13 protein-coding genes are annotated in these 21,695 nt (G+C 67.8%); 7 read left to right on the plus strand and 6 right to left on the minus strand.

Annotated elements, in window-relative coordinates:
* Nucleotides 1–10 precede the first annotated feature (10 nt).
* The 5 genes from ACFZBB_RS32565 to ACFZBB_RS32585 all read left to right on the plus strand — a co-directional run bounded on the left by ACFZBB_RS32565 (nt 11) and on the right by ACFZBB_RS32585 (nt 6,299).
* Nucleotides 11–727, plus strand: coding sequence for an L-ribulose-5-phosphate 4-epimerase (locus ACFZBB_RS32565; protein WP_391130146.1), 717 nt, complete (start codon nt 11–13; stop codon nt 725–727).
* Complete coding sequence (gene araA, locus ACFZBB_RS32570; protein ID WP_391130149.1) at nt 724–2,229, plus strand: L-arabinose isomerase; 1,506 nt, start codon at nt 724–726, stop codon at nt 2,227–2,229. Before ACFZBB_RS32565 ends, araA begins: the two co-directional genes overlap by 4 nt.
* Nucleotides 2,230–2,536: 307 nt before the next feature.
* On the plus strand, nt 2,537–4,054 hold the full coding sequence (locus tag ACFZBB_RS32575; protein WP_391130152.1) for an alpha-L-arabinofuranosidase C-terminal domain-containing protein: 1,518 nt from the start codon (nt 2,537–2,539) through the stop codon (nt 4,052–4,054).
* 44 nt (nt 4,055–4,098) lie between these two features.
* The gene (locus ACFZBB_RS32580; RefSeq protein ID WP_391130231.1) at nt 4,099–4,671 is read left to right on the plus strand and encodes a substrate-binding domain-containing protein; all 573 of its coding nucleotides are present in this window, start codon (nt 4,099–4,101) and stop codon (nt 4,669–4,671) included.
* A gap of 179 nt (nt 4,672–4,850) precedes the next feature.
* Nucleotides 4,851–6,299 carry a glycoside hydrolase family 6 protein gene (locus tag ACFZBB_RS32585; protein ID WP_391130155.1) on the plus strand — a complete coding sequence of 483 codons (1,449 nt, stop codon included), beginning with the start codon at nt 4,851–4,853 and terminating at the stop codon, nt 6,297–6,299.
* Nucleotides 6,300–6,632: 333 nt separating this feature from the next.
* Here ACFZBB_RS32585 and ACFZBB_RS32590 read toward each other — a convergent pair whose 3' ends face one another.
* The 3 genes from ACFZBB_RS32590 to ACFZBB_RS32600 form a co-directional block, all read right to left on the minus strand.
* The gene (locus ACFZBB_RS32590) at nt 6,633–9,260 is read right to left on the minus strand and encodes a glycoside hydrolase family 9 protein (RefSeq protein ID WP_391130158.1); all 2,628 of its coding nucleotides are present in this window, start codon (nt 9,258–9,260) and stop codon (nt 6,633–6,635) included.
* Nucleotides 9,261–9,533: 273 nt separating this feature from the next.
* A complete protein-coding gene (locus ACFZBB_RS32595; RefSeq protein WP_391130161.1) occupies nt 9,534–10,892 on the minus strand; it encodes a non-reducing end alpha-L-arabinofuranosidase family hydrolase in 1,359 nt (452 codons plus the stop codon).
* Between the two features lie 254 nt (nt 10,893–11,146).
* Nucleotides 11,147–12,349: a galactose-1-epimerase gene (locus ACFZBB_RS32600; protein ID WP_391130163.1), complete on the minus strand. Its 1,203-nt coding sequence runs from the start codon at nt 12,347–12,349 to the stop codon at nt 11,147–11,149.
* Nucleotides 12,350–13,040: 691 nt separating this feature from the next.
* Between ACFZBB_RS32600 and ACFZBB_RS32605 the strand changes: the two genes are divergently transcribed.
* Entirely contained in the window at nt 13,041–14,108 is a 1,068-nt protein-coding gene (locus ACFZBB_RS32605) for a substrate-binding domain-containing protein (RefSeq protein ID WP_391130166.1), read from the plus strand.
* 31 nt (nt 14,109–14,139) lie between these two features.
* Here ACFZBB_RS32605 and ACFZBB_RS32610 read toward each other — a convergent pair whose 3' ends face one another.
* Both ACFZBB_RS32610 and ACFZBB_RS32615 read right to left on the minus strand, forming a co-directional pair.
* Nucleotides 14,140–16,545 (minus strand): ricin-type beta-trefoil lectin domain protein, encoded by a 2,406-nt coding sequence (locus ACFZBB_RS32610; protein WP_391130169.1) that lies wholly within the window; start codon nt 16,543–16,545, stop codon nt 14,140–14,142.
* Nucleotides 16,546–16,564: 19 nt separating this feature from the next.
* Nucleotides 16,565–18,010 (minus strand): arabinofuranosidase catalytic domain-containing protein, encoded by a 1,446-nt coding sequence (locus ACFZBB_RS32615; protein ID WP_391130234.1) that lies wholly within the window; start codon nt 18,008–18,010, stop codon nt 16,565–16,567.
* Between the two features lie 920 nt (nt 18,011–18,930).
* On the opposite strand from ACFZBB_RS32615, the gene ACFZBB_RS32620 reads away from it, so the two are divergent.
* Nucleotides 18,931–20,403: an endo-1,4-beta-xylanase gene (locus tag ACFZBB_RS32620; RefSeq protein ID WP_391130173.1), complete on the plus strand. Its 1,473-nt coding sequence runs from the start codon at nt 18,931–18,933 to the stop codon at nt 20,401–20,403.
* Between the two features lie 159 nt (nt 20,404–20,562).
* On the opposite strand, the gene ACFZBB_RS32625 is transcribed toward ACFZBB_RS32620, so the two are convergent.
* Nucleotides 20,563–21,336: an FCD domain-containing protein gene (locus tag ACFZBB_RS32625; RefSeq protein ID WP_391130176.1), complete on the minus strand. Its 774-nt coding sequence runs from the start codon at nt 21,334–21,336 to the stop codon at nt 20,563–20,565.
* Between the last annotated feature and the right edge of the window lie 359 nt (nt 21,337–21,695).

The raw sequence follows: 21,695 nt of genomic DNA on the forward strand, positions 1-21,695 counted from the left end.
GTCGCCTCACATGAGTCGAAACCCCGCGCGGCCGACGCCACCCGCCACGGTTACGTCACTGCGCCAGCAGGTCAGCGATCTGCACCATGAACTGGTCCGCTACGAACTCGTGGTCTGGACGGCCGGCAATGTCTCCGCCCGGGTGCCCGGGCAGGACCTGTTCGTCATCAAGCCCAGCGGTGTCGGCTACGAACTCCTCGTCCCCAGCAGCATGATCGTCTGTGATCTGGACGGGCGCGTGGTGGAAGGGGACCTGTCGCCGTCCTCCGACACCGCGGCGCACGCCTATGTCTACCGGCACCTGCCCGAGGTCGGCGGGGTGGTGCACACCCACTCGACCTACGCCTGCGCCTGGGCGGCGCGCGGCGAGCCGGTGCCGTGCGTACTGACCGCGATGGCCGATGAATTCGGCGCCGAGATCCCGGTCGGGCCCTTCGCGCTGATCGGCGACGACTCGATCGGCCGCGGCATTGTCGACACGCTCAAGGGCCACCGCTCGCCCGCGGTCCTGATGCAGAACCACGGCGTCTTCACCATCGGCAAGGACGCTCGCGCGGCGGTGAAGGCGGCGGTGATGTGCGAGGACGTGGCCCGTACCGTGCACATCTCCCGGCAGCTCGGCGAACCGCTGCCGATCGAACGGGCCAGTATCGACCGGCTTTACGACCGTTATCAGAACGTGTACGGCCAGTCCGCGGCCACCAACGACCCAGGAGCCAGCCGATGACCGCGTCAACTCGTCCCGTGGTGTGGTTCCTCACCGGGAGCCAAGGGCTGTACGGGGAGGAGACACTGGCACAGGTCGCCGGACAGTCCCGCCGGATCCAGGAACTGCTCGCCGCGGTGCCCGGCGCACCCGCGGAGCTGGTCTGGAAGCCGGTTCTGACCGATTCCGCCTCCATCATGTCCACGGTGCTGGCCGCCAACGCCGACCCGTCGTGCGTGGGTCTGATCGCGTGGATGCACACCTTCTCGCCCGCCAAGATGTGGATCGCGGGCCTGGACCTGCTGCGCAAGCCACTGCTGCATCTGCACACCCAGTCCGATGTCGAACTGCCCTGGTCCACCATCGACATGGACTTCATGAACCTCAACCAGGCCGCCCACGGCGACCGGGAGTTCGGGTACATACAGTCCAGGCTGCGCGTCGCGCGCAAGACAGTTGCCGGGCACGTGTCGAACCCCGAAGTGGTGGCCAGGATCCACTCCTGGATGCGGGCCGCACTCGGCTACGACGCGCTGCGCAGTCTGAAGCTGGCCCGATTCGGTGACAACATGCGCGATGTGGCAGTCACCGAGGGCGACAAGGTCGAGGCCCAGTTGCGATTCGGGGTGTCGGTCAACACCTACGGCGTCAACGACCTCGTCGAGGTCGTGAACGCCGCCGACGAAGCGGCGGTCGGCGAACTCGTCAAGGAGTACGCGGATGCCTACCGCCTGGCACCCGAACTCACCGCCGGCGGCGAGCGGCACGAGGCCCTGCGCTACGCCGCCCGTATCGAGCTGGGGCTGCGCACCTTCCTGACCGAGGGCGGATTCAATGCCTTCACCACCAACTTCGAGGACCTCGGCGGTCTGCGCCAGCTCCCCGGCCTCGCCGTACAACGCCTCATGGCCGACGGTTACGGCTTCGGTGGCGAGGGCGACTGGAAGACCTCGGCCCTGCTCCACACCCTCAAGGTCATGGGCCGGGGCCTGCCCGGCGGCACATCCTTCATGGAGGACTACACCTACCACCTCACGCCGGGCAGCGAACTGATCCTGGGCGCGCACATGCTGGAGGTCTGCCCCTCGATCGCCGAACACCAGCCGTCGTGCGAGATCCATCCGCTGGGGATCGGCGGCCGGGAGGACCCGGTACGGCTCGTCTTCGACGCACAGCCAGGGCCCGCGATCGTGGTCGGTCTGGCCGACATGGGCGACCGCTTCCGGCTGGTCGCCAACCAGATCGAGGTGGTGACGCCGGTCGAGCCGCTGCCGAAACTGCCCGTGGCCCGCGCGGTGTGGCGGCCCGCGCCCGATCTGCGGACGTCCACCGAGGCGTGGCTGACCGCCGGCGGGCCCCATCACACCGTGCTGTCCAGCGCTGTGGGCAGCGAAGAGCTGTCCGATCTGGCCGAGATGCTCCGCACCGAACTGCTGCTCATCGACGACAGCACCACCATCCGGGAATTCGCCAAGGAGATCCGCTGGAACCAGGCGTACTACCGCCTGGCAGCGGGGTTGTGAAAAGTCCGTCCGGGTTCGCGGGTTTGTTCCTGCCGGAAGTACGGCAGGAACAAACCCGCGAACGGTCGGGGCAGATCCTGCTGGCAGCCCGGTGCCGCCCGTACGGTCGAGGCGGCCGGCGTCACCGGACGTCGCCTGGCGAATCTTTCGCTTGCGATGTCTTATGTTTCGCTTGACGCGGTTGCGTCAGACTGGAAGCTTTTTATCGATACAGGACCGTGCCCGCCCTGCCGGCCTCGGCCCGCGCGACTGGGCCGGCCTGGTATCGCCCTGCCGACGCGTCACACACCCTTCCTGGAGCCCGTCCGTGTCCATCGCCACCGCTGTCATCAACGTCGATGTCGAGGGCCCGACGATCAGCCGTCATCTCTACGGCCACTTCGCCGAGCACCTCGGCCGCTGTGTCTACGGCGGCTTCTGGGTGGGGGAGGATTCACCGATCCCCAACGAGGGCGGCATCCGTCTCGATGTCGTGGAAGCACTGCGGGCGCTGGACATCCCCAACCTGCGCTGGCCCGGCGGTTGCTTCGCCGACGAATACCACTGGAAGGACGGCATCGGGCCCAGGGACGGCCGCCCCATGATGGTCAACACCCACTGGGGCAACGTGGAGGAGAACAACCACTTCGGCACCCACGAGTTCATGGCCCTGTGCGAACTCCTCGGTGCCGAGCCCTACATCAGCGGCAACATGGGCAGCGGCACGGTCCAGGAAATGAGCGAGTGGGTCGAGTACCTGACGCGCGACGGGGACAGCCCCATGGTGCGGTTGCGCAAGGCCAACGGCCGCGATGAGCCCTGGCGCGTGAAGTTCTGGGGCATCGGCAACGAGACATGGGGCTGCGGAGGCAACATGCGCGCTGAATACTCCGCGGACATCTCGCGGCAGTACGCCACGTACTGCCGCGACCACGGCGGCAACAAGCTCTACCGGATCGCCTCGGGCGCGGCCGACGCCGATTACAAGTGGACCGAGACCCTGATGCAGCAGATCAGTTGCTTCGGCTGCGAGGCCACTCCCCGCACCTTCTTTCAGGGACTCTCCGTTCACTACTACACGCTGGCCGGCCCATGGTCCGCCAAGGGCAGTGCCACCGTCTTCGACACCGACGACTACTACCGGACGATGCTCTCCGCCCAGAGGATCGACCGTATCCTCACCGGTCATTCCACGGTCATGGACAGCTACGATCCCGGCCGGAAGGTCGGCTTGGTGCTGGACGAGTGGGGCACCTGGTGGGACGTGGAGCTCGGCACCGAACCCGGCTTCCTGTACCAGCAGAACACGCTGCGCGACGCGCTGGTGGCCAGCACGCATTTCGACATCTTCCATCGGCATGCCGACCGCCTGTACATGGCCAATATCGCGCAGACCGTCAATGTCCTCCAGGCGATGATCCTCACCGATGGCGACGCACTGGTCCTGACTCCCACCTACCACGTGTTCGAGATGAACAAAGGCCACCAGGACGCCGCCTCGGTCGCCGTCCACCTGCGGACCCGCGACGCGCGCCGCCGGGTGGGGGACAGGGAACTGGACACGCTGTCGGTCTCGGCGAGCGTCAAGGGGGGGACGCTCCTGGTCTCGCTGACCAATCTGGACGCGGAAGAGCCCGCCGAGGTGACGCTCGATCTGCGCGGCCGCCCGGTCGGTGAGCCGGCCGGCCGGCTGCTGACAGCTGAACGGCTCCAGGACCACAACACCGCGGACGTCCCGGCAGCGGTCCGCCCGCGTCCGTTCGACGCCATGACCGTGAACGACCGTGGCCTGGTCGTGACGCTGCCGCCGCACTCCTTCCTCACCGTCGAGGCAGTCCTCGCGTGATCGCGTTCCGCGTCCCTGCCACCCGTGCGGGGGTCAGGGCAGCGGTGCAATGGCGGCGGGGAACGTCGACGCATCGTAGGCCGCCACCCGCCACCCGCCACCCGCCACCCGCCACCCGCCACCTCGTCGACCGCGGCAGCCGCAGGGTGGCCATCGTGTGCGGGGCGGTGGGGGACGAACCCGACGGGAACGGCCTCCGCCTGGCGGCCTACCGGCAGGCGCCGGGCCGCGCCGGACTGCCGCTGGACCCGGCTCTCGTGCAGCACGTGGACCGGCTCACCGTGCACGATGCCGCGCAGCGTGCCAGGGACACGGCGCACGACGGCCTCGACTTCGGCGGTGTCTTCTGCGCGACCGGCACGGTGGCGATGGGCGTGCCGCGCGGCCTCGCCGACTCCGGGGTGCGGGTGCCCGGTGAGGTCAGGCTGATCGGCTTCGACAACGTCGAGACGAGCGCACACCTCGCCCCCCTCGCTGTCCACGATCGACCCGGACGACGACGCGATGGCACAGTCCGCGGTCGGCCTCCTGGCCCGGCGGTCGCGTCGTCGGTCAAGGACCGGGAAGGGATCGTCAGCCGCTTCACTCCGGTGGCCAGGGAATCGACCGGCCGATGAGGCCAGATGGACCGCGGCAGAGTGAGCCGACCCGAAAGTGCGTCCCGCGCGGGGGATGACGGGCCCTCGTCGTACTCGCTAGGCTCAATCCAGTAGTGGGAGCGCTCCCACATACCCCGTCGCATCTGGCCCTCGTTCCCTGAGGGCCCTCTCCCCCCACGAGAGCACGGAGGAAAACTGTGACACCCCCCACCGGTACCCCACGCCCAGCCGAGGCGGTCAAGGCGCCCGCGCGCGGGTCGCGGCTGCGCAAGGCCCTGGCGCTCGGCGTAGCCGCAGGTCTCGCCGCCACCGGCATCGTGCTGAGCACCGAGATCACCGCAGGCGCCGCGGCGCAGGGCAGCCTGCCCACCGGGACCCAGCTCTACGCGGACCCCAACTCCCAGGTCGTCCGCTGGGTTGCCGCCAATCCCGGTGACTCCCGCCAGCCGGTCATCGCCCGGCGGATCGCAAGCCAGCCGCAGGCGATCTGGTTCTCCAACTACCGCCCCTCCACCGTCACCGGTGACGTCCGGTTGGTCACCACGGCCGCGGCCACCGCCGGACAGGTGCCGGTGCTGGCCGTGTACGAGATCCCCAACCGTGACTGCGGCGGCGCGTCCGCAGGCGGCGCACCGGACCTGGCCTCGTACGACGCCTGGGTGCGCAACTTCGCCGCGGGGCTGGGCAGCGGCCGGTCGATCATCATCCTGGAGCCCGACTCCATCGCCCTGACCACCTGCCTGACCGCACAGCAGCAGGCCGACCGGTTCGCCTCGCTCTCCCGGGCGGGAGCTGCCATCCACGCCGCCGCACCCAACGCAAAGGTCTACCTGGACGGCGGCCACTCGGCCTGGAACAGCGCCTCGGAGCAGGCCAACCGGCTGCGCAGCGCCGGCATCCTGACGAATGCCGACGGCCTCTTCACCAACGTCTCCAACTTCAACACCACGGCCAATGAGGTCAACTTCGCCAAGAACGTGCTGGCCGCGCTCGGCAACCCGGCCAATCTGCACGCCGTGGTGGACACCAGCCGCAACGGCAACGGTCCGGCCGGCGGCGGGGCATGGTGCGACCCGTCCGGCCGGGCGATCGGCGCCTATCCCACGACCAACACCGGCGACCCGGCGATCGACGCGTTCCTCTGGGTGAAGCCGCCAGGCGAGGCGGATGGCTGCGCCGGCGCCGCAGGTACCTTCCTACCGGACGTGGCATACGCGCTGGCATCCGCCGGAACCTCGGACCCCGTTCCGCCGACGACCCCGCCGACCACCGCCCCGCCGACGACCCCGCCGACCACGGCCCCGCCCACGACTCCGCCGCCGACAGGTGCGGCCTGCTCCGTCAGCTACAAGATCGTCAGCGCCTGGACGGGCGGCTTCACCACGGACGTGACCCTGCGCAACACCGGCGGCAGCGCCATCAACGGCTGGTCGCTCAAGTGGACTTTCCCTGCCGACCAGAAGATCACCAGCGCATGGAACGCCACGACCACCCAGTCCGGCGCCACCGTGACCGCCACCGACCTGGGCTACAACGGCGCCGTCCCCGCGGGCGGCTCCACCAGCTTTGGTTTCCAGGGAACAGGCTCCGGCACCGCCTCGCCCACCGCGTTCACGCTCAACGGCTCTGCCTGCACCGTATCCTGACGCACCATCGGCTCTACGGCGGTGGCCGGCCCGGAATCTTCCCGGGCCGGCCGCCGCAGTACGCCCGGCATGGGCGATCGATTGGGCGAGCCCCCATGCGGGGAAAAGCGGTAATGATCGCGTCTTTGAGTCTGACGGGGGCCGGCCCTGCCGGCGCCCTCCAGGCGCAGCGGTGGACCGGGAGCGCGTTGCGGACGTGCCGCAGCCGTCCATTCCACATTCCGTCGCTCCGCACGACCCATTTTCATGGGTCGTCGTCCTCTGCTGCGGTAGCGCGTACAAAGCCGGTGCCGGTACGGCGGGCACCCGCCGTACCGGCACCGGCTGACAAGGTCAGGCGGCCGCGCACACCGTTCCGTTGACAGTGAAGCCGTGCGGCACGACGTTGCTTGTGCGATAGGTGGCGGTGAATCCGATGTCAACGGTGCCGCCGGGTGCCAGGGTGGCGTTGTATCCGGCGTCCCGTGCCGTGACGGTCTGGCCACTTTGGGTCAGTACGCCGTTCCACGCGTTGCCGATCCGCTGGTCACCGCCGAAGACCCAGGTCGCGGTCCATCCGTTGACAGAGCTGGTGCTGGTGTTGGTGATCTTGACACTGGCCTGGAAACCGCCGCCCCAGTCACTGGTGACGGTGTAGGCGACCGTGCAGTCCGTGCTGGTCGAGGAATTGGTGGCGACCGTCAGCGGTACGGACGCGGCCGAAACAGTGCCGGCGGTGTCGACCGCCTTCACGGTGAAGGTGTAGGCGGTCGCGGGCGTGAGTCCGGTGACCATCAGGGAGGTGCCGGTGGCGTTGCCGGCCGTCACTGGGCCTGAGCCGGAGTCGGCGAATACCTGGTAACCGGAGATCGGCCGGGTGCCCGCGGTGGACGCCGTCCACGACAGGGACGCCGAGGTCTGTGTGACGGTGGTCGCGTTCAGCCCCGAGGGCGCGGACGGCGGAGCGACCGTGCCGGAACCGCCGGGCGCGTTGCCCCACACCGGTGTGGAGCCGTCGTAGAGCACGATGTTGTCGACCGTGACCGGGGTGGAGCCGGGCGTGGTGGCGACGCCCTGGTACGACCAGTCCTTCGTCGGGTCGTGCGCGCCGGGGAAGCTCAGCCGGAACTGCACCTCGCGGTGGAAGGCGGACTGCCCGGCGGGCGCGATGTCCTGGCCCTCGCAGATGATCGTCACGTAGTAGACGCTGCCGGAGAACTGCGTCGGGCCGGTCGGCGCGGAGCACTGGTTGTACGCCGAGGTCAGCACGACCTGCGACGGGTTGGTGCCGGCGTCAAGGGTGAAGTAATAGCGGAAACTGCCGTGTGTGAGGTGGCGGGCGGGCCAGCCGGACTTGTTGACCACCTGGGCCTTGATCTCGTAGAAGTTCGTGCCCGCGGCGTTCACCGCCGCCTGCGTGAACTCCTCGGGGCCGTCCGGGGTCTCCTTGCCTGGGAAGCCGGCCCGCGGAGTGCCGCCGTACTGGTCGGTGAGCGCGGCCAAGGCGCTGGAGAAGCCCGCGTTGTAGTCGAGAGCGCCTTCGGTCTCACCGTAGTTGGAGCGCTCGTCGGAGAAGCCGTCGTCGGCCGAGCCGGGACCGCCGACCAGCAACCCGTAGTCGAGGTGCCGGGTCGCCGCGGGTTCGGTCATCGACTGGGACCACGAACCGTGCGCGGCCCTGCTGTGCGGATTCTGCGGCCACGAGTTGTTCTTACCCGAGTTGGTGAACCCGATCTCGTAGCTCTCATGAGCGGGGTTGTCGCCGAGCACATAGTCGATTTGCCGTACGCCGAAGTCGTGGTAGGTCTGCGCCTTGGCAGCGTCCTTGCCCCGGCTGTTCAGCCAGCCGCCGAACTGTAGCGCCGCGTAAGCGGTGTTGGACGAGTAACGCAGCGACCCCCAGGTGTCGAGAAAGGCTTCACCGCCGGGGGAGTAGGTGACCTTCTGGCCGTCCACGCCAGTGGTCCACCAGTCGAGCCAGCGCTCCGCATCGTCGACGTACGCCTGCTTGCCGGTGAGTTCGGCGAGCAGCACGTAGTCGCCGTAGGACTTGTCGTCCCACGCGAGCGTCCACTTGTACTCCGGCGTGCTGGTCTGCTGCATCTTCGGGAGCTGCGCGTAATACGTCTCCGCCTTGTTCAGATAGGCGCTGTCGCCGGTGGCGCGGTAGAGCCAGATCGCGCCCCAGACCAGTTCGTCCCAGTAACCGCTCCAGGAGTTGTAGTAGCCCTGGGCCGCCGTGATGCACTTGTCGTACGCGCCGCGGTAGGTGTCGGCGAAGGTGAACAACTGCTTCGCGTTGGTCAGCAGGGTGGCGGCGTACGCCGGCTCACCGGCCTTGAAGATCATGGACGAGGAGGCCAGCGCGGCGGCGGCTTCGCCCGCCAGGTCCGAGCCGGGGCAGGAGGCGTCGATCTTGAAGGACGGCCGCGGCGACGGATTGACCTCGGGCGGCCCCCAGAAGGCGTGGTCGGTGCCACCGTCGCCGACCTGGCCGTAAAGCACGTTGGGCGACGGATGCGCCTTGAGCAGCCAGTCGTCGCCCCACCGCAGATTGCGCAGCAGATACGTGTCCTGGCCGCTCTTGGTGTAGCCGGCCGACTCGTCAATGCCTCCCCAGGCCAGCATGGTCATCGAAAACGCCATCGGGAAGCCGAACTTCACCTCGTCACCGGCGTCGTGGTAGCCGCCGGTCAGGTCCAGGCCGACGTCGGCGCCGTCGGTGAGGTCGGAGTCGCCGCGCCAGGACACGCGGTTGTCGGAGGGCAGCTTGCCCGAGCGCTGGGACTCGTAGAAGAGCATCGAGTCCTGGAGTGCCTCGGCGTAGTTGTACGAGGAGGCCGCGGCGGGAGCGGCGGCCTGGACAGCGGGCGCGGCGGCGGTGGCCGTCACCACCAGCGGGAGCGAGACGGCCACCGCGGTGGCGGCCAGGGACCGGACGCGCGCGAGCGCGCCCACGGTCGGAAGACGGAATCTGGGCACGTGCGTCCTCCTGGGAGGGCGATCGACACGGTGGGGGGAAGGCGGCGCCGACAGGAGCGGCCGAAAGGGACACCGACTGACGACGGGACCGTTGTGGGAGCGCTCCCATATGCTTCCCCCTTGCGCGTGCACCGTCAAGCGTCTGGGTACGGGAACGGCGTGTGCCAGGGCCGGATACCGTCCGCCGGACCCTGGCACGAGAGGAACCCCGGCTGTCACATAGCCGGGGTTCCTCCGGGCGGTGGGCGCCGTCAGCAGGGTGGCGCCACGAGGTCAGTGCTGCAGAGTGAGGACACCTGGCCGCCAGGGCAGTTGGTCGTAGGGGCCACCTGCGCTGGGGGACTTGCCCTGGTAGAGGAACTGCAGGTTGCAGGGGTCGATGGTCATGGTCTGGTCGGGGTTGTTGCGGACCAGGTCACCGTGGCTGATGTCGTTGGTCCAAGTGGCGCCGCTGTTGGCCTTGCCCGCGAAGGGATTGCTCTCGCTGGCGGCCTGCGGGGTCCACGAACCGCTCAGGCTGGAGGCTGTGAACGAGCGGAAGTAGCGCCCATTGGCGCCCATCGCCTCAACGATCATGAGGTACTGGTTCTGGTCCTGCACCTTGTAGACCTGCACCGCCTCGAAGAGATTGGCCTGCGAGTCGCTCATGACGGTGGTGTACGAGGAGCCGAAGTTGCCGGGGAAGTTCCCGATCGGCATGCTCGCCCGGTAGATCTTGCCGTTGTCGCCGGCGAAGAACAGGTACATGTTCTGACCGTCTGCGATCAAGGTCTGGTCGATCGGGGCGGAGGGGGAGATGCTGCCGGTGAACAGCGCCTGCGGCGAGGACCAGCCGTTGGGGTTGGTCGGATCACTCGACGTGCGGTAGAAGAAGGGCCACGCACCCCACTGGGACGCCAGCACCCAGATGTTCTTGGGCGCGAAGTAGAACAGCGTGGGTGCCACCGTGGACTGGCTCATCCCGGTCTGGCCGGCCGACGCCATGTCCGACCAGTTCGTGAAGGGACTGAACATCATCGAGCCGTACCCCGACCCCGACACGTTCGACGCGTAGACCAGGTGCTTGCCGTTGTACACCACGTTGGAGAAGTCCTTCAGCGAAACCCACCCGTTCGACGGCTGCGCCAGCGCACCCGTCGAGGTCCACCGGTACGTCGACGGAAGAGAACACGTCCCGCCCGTTGGCGGGGTCGTCCCCGACAAGCCGGTCCACTGCTGGTTGGTGCGGCCGTTGCACGTCCAGATTTCCACCGCCGTGCTGTTGGACGTACCGCCACCTGTGACGTCCAGGCACAGCCCGGACTCCGGGCTGACCACAGTGCCGTCGGCGTTCACCCGCCACTGTTGATTGGTGCCGCCGTTGCAGGTCCATATCTCCACCCGGGTACCGGCCGCGGTGGCGTGGCCCGGAACATCCAGGCACTTGCCGCCGTACACGGTCAACTGGTTGCCGGACGTCAATGTCCACTGCTGGTTGGAGCCGCCCGAGCAGTCGTAGATCTGCAGGTAGGTGCCGTCGGTCTGACTGGAGTTCGGCACATCGAGACACCGACCCGAACCAACACCCCGCAGGGCGCCGGTGGTAGCCGCTTGAGCCGTGTTGGCGACGAGCATCGCGGCCAACACGACCATGGCCGCGACCACGGCGGCGAGTACCGCGGATAGCTGCCTGCGGCCCGAACTTCCCTTGTGCGCGGGGGCTTCCGAATCCGTGAGCAATCGGTTCCGGGGTGGCTTCGTATAGCGCCAGGACATAGAAGATCATTCTCCTCGTGTGTGGGGGGACAAGGCAGCGGTCGCGCCTTGGAGAAGAACTGAGTGGTGCTGGACCCGAACCTCGGCCGACCGCCTGCTGCGGTGGGACCCGACAAGCCGGGCGAAGGTGGTCACAAACGGCTCGTGGCCAGGCCGAACACCGTGGTGTGACGGTAGACCTGCCCCGGACGCAGGACGGAGGACGGGAAGTCCGGGTGGTTCGGGGCGTCCGGGAAATTCTGAGTCTCCAGCGCGAATCCGTAGCCCTGCCGGTAGGCGCTGTTGCCGGTGCCGACCAGCGCGCCGGTCAGGAAGTTGCCGCTGTAGAACTGGATACCGGGCTGGGTGGTCCACATGGTGAGGGTCCGACCGCTGCGCGGGTCGACCGCGCGGGCCGCGAGGGTGGGCTTTCCGCCGCCCCCGTTCACCGCCCAGTTCAGGTCGTACCCCGTACCGGTCAGCAGTTGCGGGTCGGCCCGCGCCACCCGCGCCCCGATCGCCGTCGGCCGGGTGAAGTCCATCGGCGTGGCCCGTACCGGTAGCCGCTCACCGGTGGGGATCTGCGTCGCGTCAACCGGGGTGTACCGGTCGGCGTTGAGATGCAGCAATTGCCCGTAGACGTCTCCCGACGACTCTCCGGCCAGATTCCAGTACGTGTGGTTGGTCAGGTTGACGACGGTCGCCTTGTCAGTGGTGGCACGGAAGGCGAGCGTCAGGCGGTCGCTGTTGTCGAGTGTGTACGTGGCCTGTGTCGTCAGCGTGCCCGGGAAGCCCATCTCCCCGTCCGGGCTGACGTACTCCAGACGCAGGCCGACCGAGTCGTGGCCGTGCTCGACGGTCGGTGTCCAGATCTTCTTGTCGAAGCCGACGGTCCCGCCGTGGAGCGCGTTGCCATTGTTGTTCACCGGCACTTGGTACGTCGCGCCGTCGAGAGTGAACGTGCCGTTGGCGATCCGGTTGGCGTACCGGCCGATCAGTGCCCCGAAGTACACACCGCCGCCGGCCTCGGGGCTGTTGTGAGCGACGTAGTCGTCCAGCGTGGCGAATCCGAGCGCAATGTCGACCGGGCGGCCACGTCCGTCGGGGACCTGCACCGACTGCACGATGCCGCCGTAGGTGAGGATTTTGACGGTCAGGCCACTGACAGCCGTCAGCGTGTAGCGGTACACAGCCACTCCGTCGACCTGTCCGAAGACTTCCCTGCTGATCGTCGGCGCGGGTCGGTGGGAGCGAGGGGAGGGAGACGCGGCACTCGCGACGCCCGGAGCGGTCAGTGCCCCGGCGCCGGCTGCTGCCGCGACCGCGAGGGCGTGCCGCCTGGAAAGTGAGGTCATCGATGAATTCCTTGTCAGATCTCGGACGGGTGGGGGGTACGCCGCGGCAGGTCTGTCGCAGGCTGGGCCGTGGAGAACGAATGGGTGCGGTGCGGTGCGGTGCCGGTACCGGTGACCGAGGCCGAGCCGGGCACACCCAGCTTCGGGAGCCGGGGTCCGCAGCGTCGGCCTGACCGGCCCGCGCTGTTCCCGCAGTCTGCGCGGCCATCGGGACAGAGTCCCCAAGGGCTTGCAGTTAGCGTTAACATCAGGGTCGGCGGCACATTCACGAAGGGGTTCGGGCGGCGAACCGCCTCGGCAAGCCTGCCGCTACCTTCATGCAAGATGCCACAGCGAGCTGGATGGTTCTGGACAGCAGCATATTCAGTGAGCGCTAACATATGAGCCACCTCCGGGCCGCATGCCGTTTCCGGCGCTCGCTGGTGACCTGGGCCGCAGGCCCTCGCGCCGGGGTCCTCTCCCCGCTCGCATGGCCAGCCGACCAGCATCCACTCGACCAGGCAAGTTTCCGACTCTGGATCGAACGTTTCGAAACGATAGGACGGCTGCTGCTGCCCGTCAATACAACCAACGACAATCCGCCCCGCGGACACTCGGGGCACAAGCACGCGAGCGGGTCTCCGGGCCCCAAGAGAGCGAATCGATTCGCAGGTAGTATGGTCGGCGCCGTGGTACGCCCATAAGGAGCTGTATGAACATCGGTGAGATCGCGCGACGAGCGGGTGTGTCGCGCAGCACGGTGTCGTACGCGCTCAGCGGCAAACGTCCTGTCGCGGCCAGTACCCGTAAACGTGTCCAGGACGTGATTGACGAGCTGGGTTACCGCCCCAACGCGACGGCCCGAGCGCTCAAGGAGGGGCGGACCCGTACGATCGGCCTGGTAATCCCTCCGGCCGGCAACCGGCTCACTCATATGCAGCTCGACTTCGTCGCCAGCGTGGTCGACGCCGCCGCCCGCGCGGACCTGGATGTCCTGCTGTCCCCCTCCGGTGGCGACCACGACCGCTCCTTCGAACGGCTGGTTTCCGAAAGCCGTGTCGACGGAGTGATCCTCATGGAGATCCGGCTGGAGGATTCCCGTGTGGGCAGACTCCAGCGCGCGGGACTTCCCTTCGTCGGTATCGGGCACACGGCCGACGACCAGGCGATGTGCTGGATCGACGTCGACTATGCAGGGCTCATTCGCCACACGGTCCACCACCTCGCGGATCTCGGCCACCGGAAGGTGGCACTGCTCAGCCGCTCGCCGGAGCTGGTCGCGGCGGGCTACGGCCCCGCGCTCAGGGCGCGTGAGGGGTTCACGGCGGGCGTGAATGAGCGGGATGTGGAGGGTGTGGAAATCGCCTGCGGCGACGACGCCCGTTCCGGCCAGGAGAGCATCGAGGAACTTCTGCGTTCTCACCCGGACCTCACCGCCGTCACTACCATCAACGAGGCCGCCCTGCCCGGCATCCAGCGGGCGTTGGCCGACGCGGGACTGACCGTGCCGTACGATTTCTCGGTCACCGGCGTCGCGGCCCGACTGTGGGCAGAGGATTTCCGTCCGCCGCTCACCGCGGCGGACGTTCCGGCTGTCGACATGGGCGGGCAGGCCGTGGCCCTCCTCATCGAACGCGTCGCCGCGCCCGCCACGCCGCCACGGCACATCCTTCTCGCTCCGCCCATTTCCCTCCGTTCCAGCACCGGAGCCGCCCCGATGCGCGGCGCCGGAGGTGTGGTGTCCCGCACCGGCAGAGCCGGAGGCGGGCCGCGCGCCTGACCCCGGGCGGGGGCAGGCGCACGGCGGGACATCAGTTGAGGGTCCATTGTTGGTTGGTGCCGCCGGTGCAGGTCCAGAGTTCGGCGAGGGTGCCGTTGGTGGTGGAGGCTCCGGTGACGTCGAGGCAGAGGCCGGACTGGGTGCTGGTGACGGTGCCGTTGGTGTTGAGGGTCCACTGTTGGTTGGTGCCGTTGTTGCAGGTCCAGGTGACGACTTTGGTGCCGGGGGTGGTCTGGTTGTTGTAGGCGTCCAGGCACAGTTGGCTGCTGCCGGAGTAGACGGTGAGCTGGCCGGTGGGTGTGTGGGTCCAGGTCTGGTTGCTCTGGCCGTTGCAGTCCCAGATCTGGGCCTGGGTGCCGGGGGTGGTCGAGGAGTTCGGCACGTCCAGGCACTTGCCCGCACCCACCGCACGCAACGCACCACTCGAACCGGACGAACCGCTCGTCACGCCCGCCTGGGCGATGACCTGTTGCGCGCCGGACGGCCAGTTGGTGCCGGACACCGAGACGTTGCCGGTCAGGACGTTGTTGTGCGGAGAGCCCGTCGAGACCTGGGTCGCGCCGGAGTTGTACCAGTTGGTGTCGAAGGTGCTGTCATTGGTGTTGTTGGTGCCGCCGGCATTGGTGAAGGCCCATACGCCGGAGTCCTGGATGACGTTGTTCCTGAGCGTGACGTAGCGGGAACCTTCGTCCAGGTAGAGCCCCACGGTGTGCTGGTTGTCGTAGATGTAGTTGCCCGAGAAGACCGAGCCGGGGTTGGCCGACAGGTTGTACAGGCTGCCGCCGTCGTGGAACACCTTCTTCGTGCCGTGGATCAGGTTGTTGCTCACGACGGTGTCCTTCAGCGTCGTGGGAGTGGTGTACACGGGCTGGTAGTTGTAGAGGCCGCGGTTGCGGTAGTCCTGGCTGCCGCCGGCGTCGTTGGCGCCCCAGCCCCATCCGACGTCGATGCCGTCGTAGGCCAGGTTCGCGACCTCGTTGTGGCTGATGACGGCGTGCGTGACATAGGTCGACAGGATGCCGGCCATGTCCTTGTAGTCCTCGGCGACACCGGTGATCCGATTGCCCTGGACGGTGATGTTCTTGTTCGTCATCGCCGTGTTGGACGGATGGTGGGCGTCGGGCTGTACACCGCCGATGACAATGCCCGCGCCGGAGTCGTCGGAGAAGGTGCTGCCGGAGACGGTGATGTCCGCGGCGCCCAGGCCGACGCCGGAGGCGTGGGCGTCAGGGTTGTTGCCGATGCCGAGGCCCACCTGGCCGAGATGGGTGAAGGTGTCCGCGGTGAAGGTGATGTGATTGGCTGCGGAGACCTGGACGGCGGCCGGGACCTGGCTCCAGGAGTTGCGCGCCGCCTCGAACAGCGAGCACCCGGACTGGCAGGAGGACAAGTAGTCCCCGGGCTGGGTGAAGGTGCGGCCGAGGAAGGCGCCGCTCTGCTGATCGGCATAACCGATCGATGAGCTCGGGCCCAGCCAGGTGGTGTGCTGGAAGCCGATGCCCTGGAAGGCGATGTCGTGAGCGGGGCTGCTGTAGCTGCCGCCGATCTGCAACAGAGAGCTCAGGTGCGGCAGTTCGATGTCGTGCGCGGCGGAGTTCCAGCCGGAGGGCGCCTTGTAATACACCCGGCCCGCCTGGGGGTCGAGGTACCACTGCCCGGCGGTCTTGAGGAAGGAGTAGGAGTTCTCCAGCAGTAGTTGTCCCCCGGCGAAGGGGCTGGCGATCGTGTCGTAGCCCCAGTTGTTGTTCTGCCAGGCGGGCTGCTGCATCGTGATGGTGCTGCCGCTGATGCTCTGCACCGGGGCGTACCGGTCGGTGAAGGAGTTCTGGCTCTCCAATTCGATGCGGTTCTGCTGGGGCAGGCTCGCCAGATAGTTCAGCGCCGGATTCACGATGGTCATCCCGCCGGTGGTGACCTTGACATCACTGCGCGAGATGGTGACCGACGCCCGGGGCGCGAGCGCGCCGTCGACGTACAACTGCCGGGAGTCGGTGCCGGTGGGGATCGGTGCGCTGTAGATGTTCGCCGCCTGGTCCTGGACCGACCAGCCGGTCACTTGCTGACCGCCCGACAGGACCGGGCTCTGACCGGGTGCGGACTGCCAGATCACACTGTGACCGTTGCTGCCCGAATCGGCGGCGCCGAGCACCATCGGGGCCGACATGCGGTAGGTGCCGCCGGCCAATTGGACGACGATGTCGCCGGTCATGTTCTGGTTGATGGCCTCCACGGAGGACTTGGCCTGGGCCGGGCCGCACGGCTGGGAGGACGTGCAGGCCGTACCGCTACCGCTCGGGGAGACGTACAGGGTGGTCATGGTCGCGGCGTGCGCGGTCACCGCGGGCGCGGCCATGACCGCGCCCGCGACCAGAGCCACGGTCAGAGCCGTGCGCGCCGGCCGGCCCCGGCCGGTGCGCACGGGAGGGGTGGACGTCATCGTCTGCCTTCCTCGGACGTCAGTTGAGGGTCCATTGCTGGTTGGTCTGGTTGTTGCAGGTCCAGAGCTCGGCCAGGGCGCCGTTGGTGGTGGAGGCTCCGGTGACGTCGAGGCAGAGGCCGGACTGGGCGCTGGTGACGGTTCCGTTGGAGTTCACCTGCCATTGCTGGTTGGCGCCGCCGTTGCACGGCCAGGTGACGACTTTGGTGCCGGCGGTGGTCTGGTTGTTGTAGGCGTCCAGGCACAGTTGGCTGCTGCCGGAGTAGACGGTGAGCTGGTTGGAGGAGGTACGGGTCCAGGTCTGGTTGCCCTGGCCGTTGCAGTCCCAGATCTGCAGTTGCGTTCCTGCGGTGGTCGAGGAGTTCGGCACGTCCAGGCACTTGCCCGCACCCACGGCGTGCAGCGCCCCAGTGGTACCCGGGTTACTGCTCCCCGAGCCGTAGCCGACAGAGGTGATGTTCGCCTGGACCGCGTTCTCCGTGGCGTCCGACGGATAGCCGGACGTCATGACGCCTTCGTAGAAGGTGCCTTGTGCGCCCTTGCTGTTGTCGCCGCCGGTACCGAGGATGATGGCGCCCTGCTTGCGCATGGGGTTGTAGCCCGAGACGTTGGGCCTTGCACCGTCGTAGAAGGTGGACAGATTCCCGGACTGGGCGTTGCCGCCGCGGATGGCCCAGTGGTTGGGGCCGCCCTTGATGATGGCGGTGGTGTAGCGGTAGCTGATCGTGGGGTCGTTGGCGTTGTAGTGCTGGTTGACGCCGGAGAACAGGCCGTTCTCCAGGTCCGCCATGATCCACGGGCCGTTGCCGGCGCCGTACCCCCAGACCTTGATGTTGCCGAAGTAGATGGCCTCCATCGTGCCGTTGCCATCGTCGTTGCTGTCGGTCTCGGCGTTGCCGTAGTCGAAGCAGCAGCCGCCGTTGTAGTGGGTGCCGTCGAAGATGGCGTACATGCCCTCGGGGTTGTCACCGGTGGCGATGCCGTTGGTGTGGTTGTTGCGGTAACCGGTCCCGGGCGCCACGAACACGCCGTACGCCTTGTGCCCACCCACGGTGGTCGGCGCCGCGGTGGCATTGGCGAGGTTGTCGGGACCGCCGGCCGCGCCGCCTCCGGGTGCCTGGGTGAGGTTGTTGTTCCGGCCGGACTGGTCGTAGATCACCGTGATCACACACGTCGTGCCGGCGCAGAACGAGTCCTGCGCCGAGGCGTCGGCGTACCCGCCCGCGCTCAGCAGGCCGATGTCGCGCGTCGTGTTGTCCGAGCTGCGCCGCACCTGGTAGAGCGGTCCGTTGTACGAGGAGTACAGCGCGCGCGTCGTGCTGTGCGCGGCCACACACGGCGTGCCACCCGACTGGTATATGTCACACGGACCCGACCCCGCAGCACCCGCCGAACCAGCCGTGGCTGCGGCGCCCGCGAGTGCGCCGGCGACGAGCACCGCGGCCGCTCCGGCCCGGACGAACAGTTTGAGGCGGCCCTGGGATGCGCGGGCGGGCGGCGCGACCGTCGCGTCTTCCGGTACGGCCTCCGACCTGGCGCGGCGTCCCACCCTCGACAGCAGCCGATGGATGCCGCCGTGACCGGGCGCCTGATCACCCGATGTGCTTCGGTTTTGCATACAATCTCCCTGAATGTCGGCCGCGCAGCCCATTTGCTGTGATGTGATCGCTAACATTTCTGGGGCTCAGGGGGCTGCGTTACGCGGGGGATGCGGAGAGGTTTCGGTGAGACGCTGCTCTCAACTCCGCCGCCTGTCAAGGGTGCGGGATCGAGTTGCGGACCTCCGGCATCCTGCGAATGCCGCCGACCTGCTAGACCGGGCCGACAGAGAATCGATTCGCATCCACCCTCCGGTTCCGCCGCGCTGCAACCGCGATCCGTGGGGCCGAGTGGGGGTGTGACACCGCTTCGCCGGACGGGGGATCCCGGGCGGAGCACGGCAGTTGTCAGCCCCGTCCTTCATCCCCGGAGTGCGGGAGATCTTGTCCTCGACTGCCAGTGATGAGCATGTCGAAATGGTGCTGTGTGTCGAATCGATTCATTGACGGCGTTGCTCCCGGTCGCGGCGCCGAGCGGTGGTGTCGAACGACCTCCGGCCGATGCGGAGTTCAAGCCGTACGCGGCTGGGGAGCGGAACGGTCAAGCGGGCGGGAGGGGTTGACACGCAAGCGCACGCTGCCACAATCGGGCGTGATGTGACCGCTCACAGAGCTGGAGCGGACACACCGCATCAACCTGCGGGGCTCCGGCGTATCGGCGGATCGACCCTGGCCTAGGCCCCCCACGGCCTGTGACGCCCGGGTGAGTCCGCATAGCGCCGCTGTACCGCCTCACGGCGTCCTCAACCCGGCGCCGTGTCCCCCCACACAAGGAGAGCGATCCTTCATGTTCTCGCTCATTGACAAGTTGCGCAGCCGCCGAGCCTCGGCGTGCGCCGGCGTGGCCGCGGGCGCGCTGCTCGCCGCGGCCGTCGCCGCGACCCCCTCCGCTCACGCGTCTGCGGCGGGTTCGTTGGGTGCGGCGGCGGCTGGATCGGGCCGGTATTTCGGTACGGCGGTGGCCGCGGGCCGGCTCGGTGACCAGACGTACTCCACGATCCTCGACCGGGAGTTCACCATGATCACCCCGGAGAACGAGATGAAGTGGGACACCACCGAGCCCTCCCGCGGCAACTTCAACTTCGGACCCGCCGACCAGATCGTCTCCCACGCCACCGCCCACGGCCAGAAGATGCGCGGCCACACCCTGGTATGGCACTCACAACTGCCCGGCTGGGTCTCCAACCTGTCCGCGTCCGACCTGCAGTCCGCGATGGACAACCACATCACCCAGGAAATGACCCACTTCAAGGGCAAGATCTACGCCTGGGACGTGGTCAACGAAGCATTCGCCGACGGCGGCAGCGGCCAGCACCGCAGCTCCCCGTTCCAGGACAAGCTCGGCAACGGCTTCATCGAACACGCCTTCCGCACCGCCCGCACCGCCGACCCCTCCGCCAAGCTCTGCTACAACGACTACAACATCGAGAACTGGACCGACGCCAAGACCCAGGGCGTCTACACCATGGTCAAGGACTTCAAAGCCCGCGGCGTCCCCATCGACTGCGTGGGCTTCCAGAGCCACTTCGGCACCGGCGGCCCGCCCGCCAGCTTCCAGACCACACTGACCAACTTCGCCGCCCTCGGCGTCGACGTCCAGCTCACCGAACTCGACATCGCCCAGGCATCCCCCACCAACTACGCCAACACCGTCAACGCCTGCATGCACGTCGCCCGCTGCACCGGCATCACCGTATGGGGCATCCGCGACAGCGACTCCTGGCGCAGCAGCGACAACCCCCTCCTCTTCGACACCAACGGCAACCCCAAACCCGCTTACACCACAACACTCAACACCCTCGGTGGCGGTGGGAGCAGCTCGGGCGGCATCGTCTCGGGCACGGTGTACACATTGTCGAACCTGGCGACCGGCCGGGTGCTGGACGAGCCCGGTGGCCAGACCGCCAATGGGACGCTGCTGGAGATCTGGGACTCCAACAGCGGTTCCAACCAGCGCTGGCGCGCCAATGCCAACTCCGACGGCACCTACACCTTCACCAACGCTGTCAGCGGCCGGGTGCTGGACGAGCCCGGTGGCCAGACCGCGAACGGCACCCGGATCGAGATCTGGGACTCCAACGGTGGTGCCAACCAGCACTGGCGCGCGACCAGCAACAGCGATGGCTCCTACACCCTGGTCAACGTCGCTTCCGGCCGCGCGCTGGAAACCCCCGGGGGACAGACCGCCAACGGCACCCAGGTCCAGGTCTGGGACTCCACCGGCGGCGCCAACCAGCACTGGAAGCTCAGCGCGTCGTAACCCCGGAGCCCCCTTGAGTTTCCGGCCCTCGAACGGCCGGACACGGCACCACGGTGTCGCCGGGGAACATGTACCGCAGCGCCCCAACACCGGTGTTCCGGTGTTGGGGCCCTGCTCCACAAAGGGTGCGCAAGAGGTCCCGAGGGGCCGCCCGAAGGATCAGCCGAAAACCCGGCGCTGAATCTCACGCCGGTAGTCCTCGAGCGTCTTGTCCAGGTGCACGATGGCGGCCGCGGCCGCGGCCTCGGCGTCTCCGTCCCGGATCGCCTGGTAGATCGCCGCGTGCTCGGTCACCGCCTCGTCGGCGTGACCGCCAACCGTGCCGTGCATTCCGATGATGCTGGACTGGAGCTGCAGACGGCGGGCCTCGCGTACGGACGCGACGAGGAAAGGATTGTGCGACGCGGCGGCGATACTCAGGTGGAAGTCGTCGTCGCCGCGGTCGAACAGCTCGCGCTGCCCGGTCACATGTCCTTCACGGCAGGTGTCGGCCGCGGCCTCGATGGCGCGAAGTTCGGCCGGGGTCGCGCGCGTGGCTGCCAGTTGGCTGGCCGCGGCTTCCTGCACCCGACGGAACTCGAAGAGCGTGTAGACGTGATCGAGGTCGGTCGGGAGGAAGAAGCTTCCCCAGCGTGACGACCCCAGCATCCCTTCGTCGTCGGCCACGTACAGGCCGCGGCCCTTCTGGGCGCGCACCCGGCCGATGGCAGAAAGGATCTTGACCGCCTCACGCACCACGGTCCGGCTGGTGCCCAGACGGGAGGCCAGTTCGTTCTCCGTGGGCATCCGGTCGCCCGGTCGCAGCCCCAACTCCGCGATGAGCTGCAGGATCTGTTCGGCCACCAGTTCATAACCGGGCCGGTAGGAACCCGTGGACTGCGTCTGCCGCTGCTCGGAATCGCTGTCCACTTTCACCGCGGGTTTGCCGTCCAACAGCCCTCCCATTCTCCGCGGGCCACACCAACCGCATGGCCCCTCATCCGCTCGGGAAGAGCATACACCTGTCACTCATGGCCACTCAATGAGTACTACTCATTTACCGATCCTCCTCTTCTCTATCGCCATAAAAAGGGTTAAAACGGACGATCGGAAGTCGGGGATGCTAAAAAATCTTGAAAATAGGCACACCCATCCGTTGACCTCGACCGGTCCGGCCGCGTCTTATGTGTGACCAAGACGCGGTGCTCGTCTCACTGAGGTCCCGAGGGGGACCGTCGCCCGTCCTTTGTCGGCCGTGCTGCCGGCATTCGCCAGGCCATATCTGTTGCCCGCCGCTCCGACGGGCACGACAA

Origin of the sequence: Streptomyces sp. NPDC008139, assembly GCF_042957025.1 — a bacterium.
GTDB lineage: Bacteria > Actinomycetota > Actinomycetes > Streptomycetales > Streptomycetaceae > Actinacidiphila.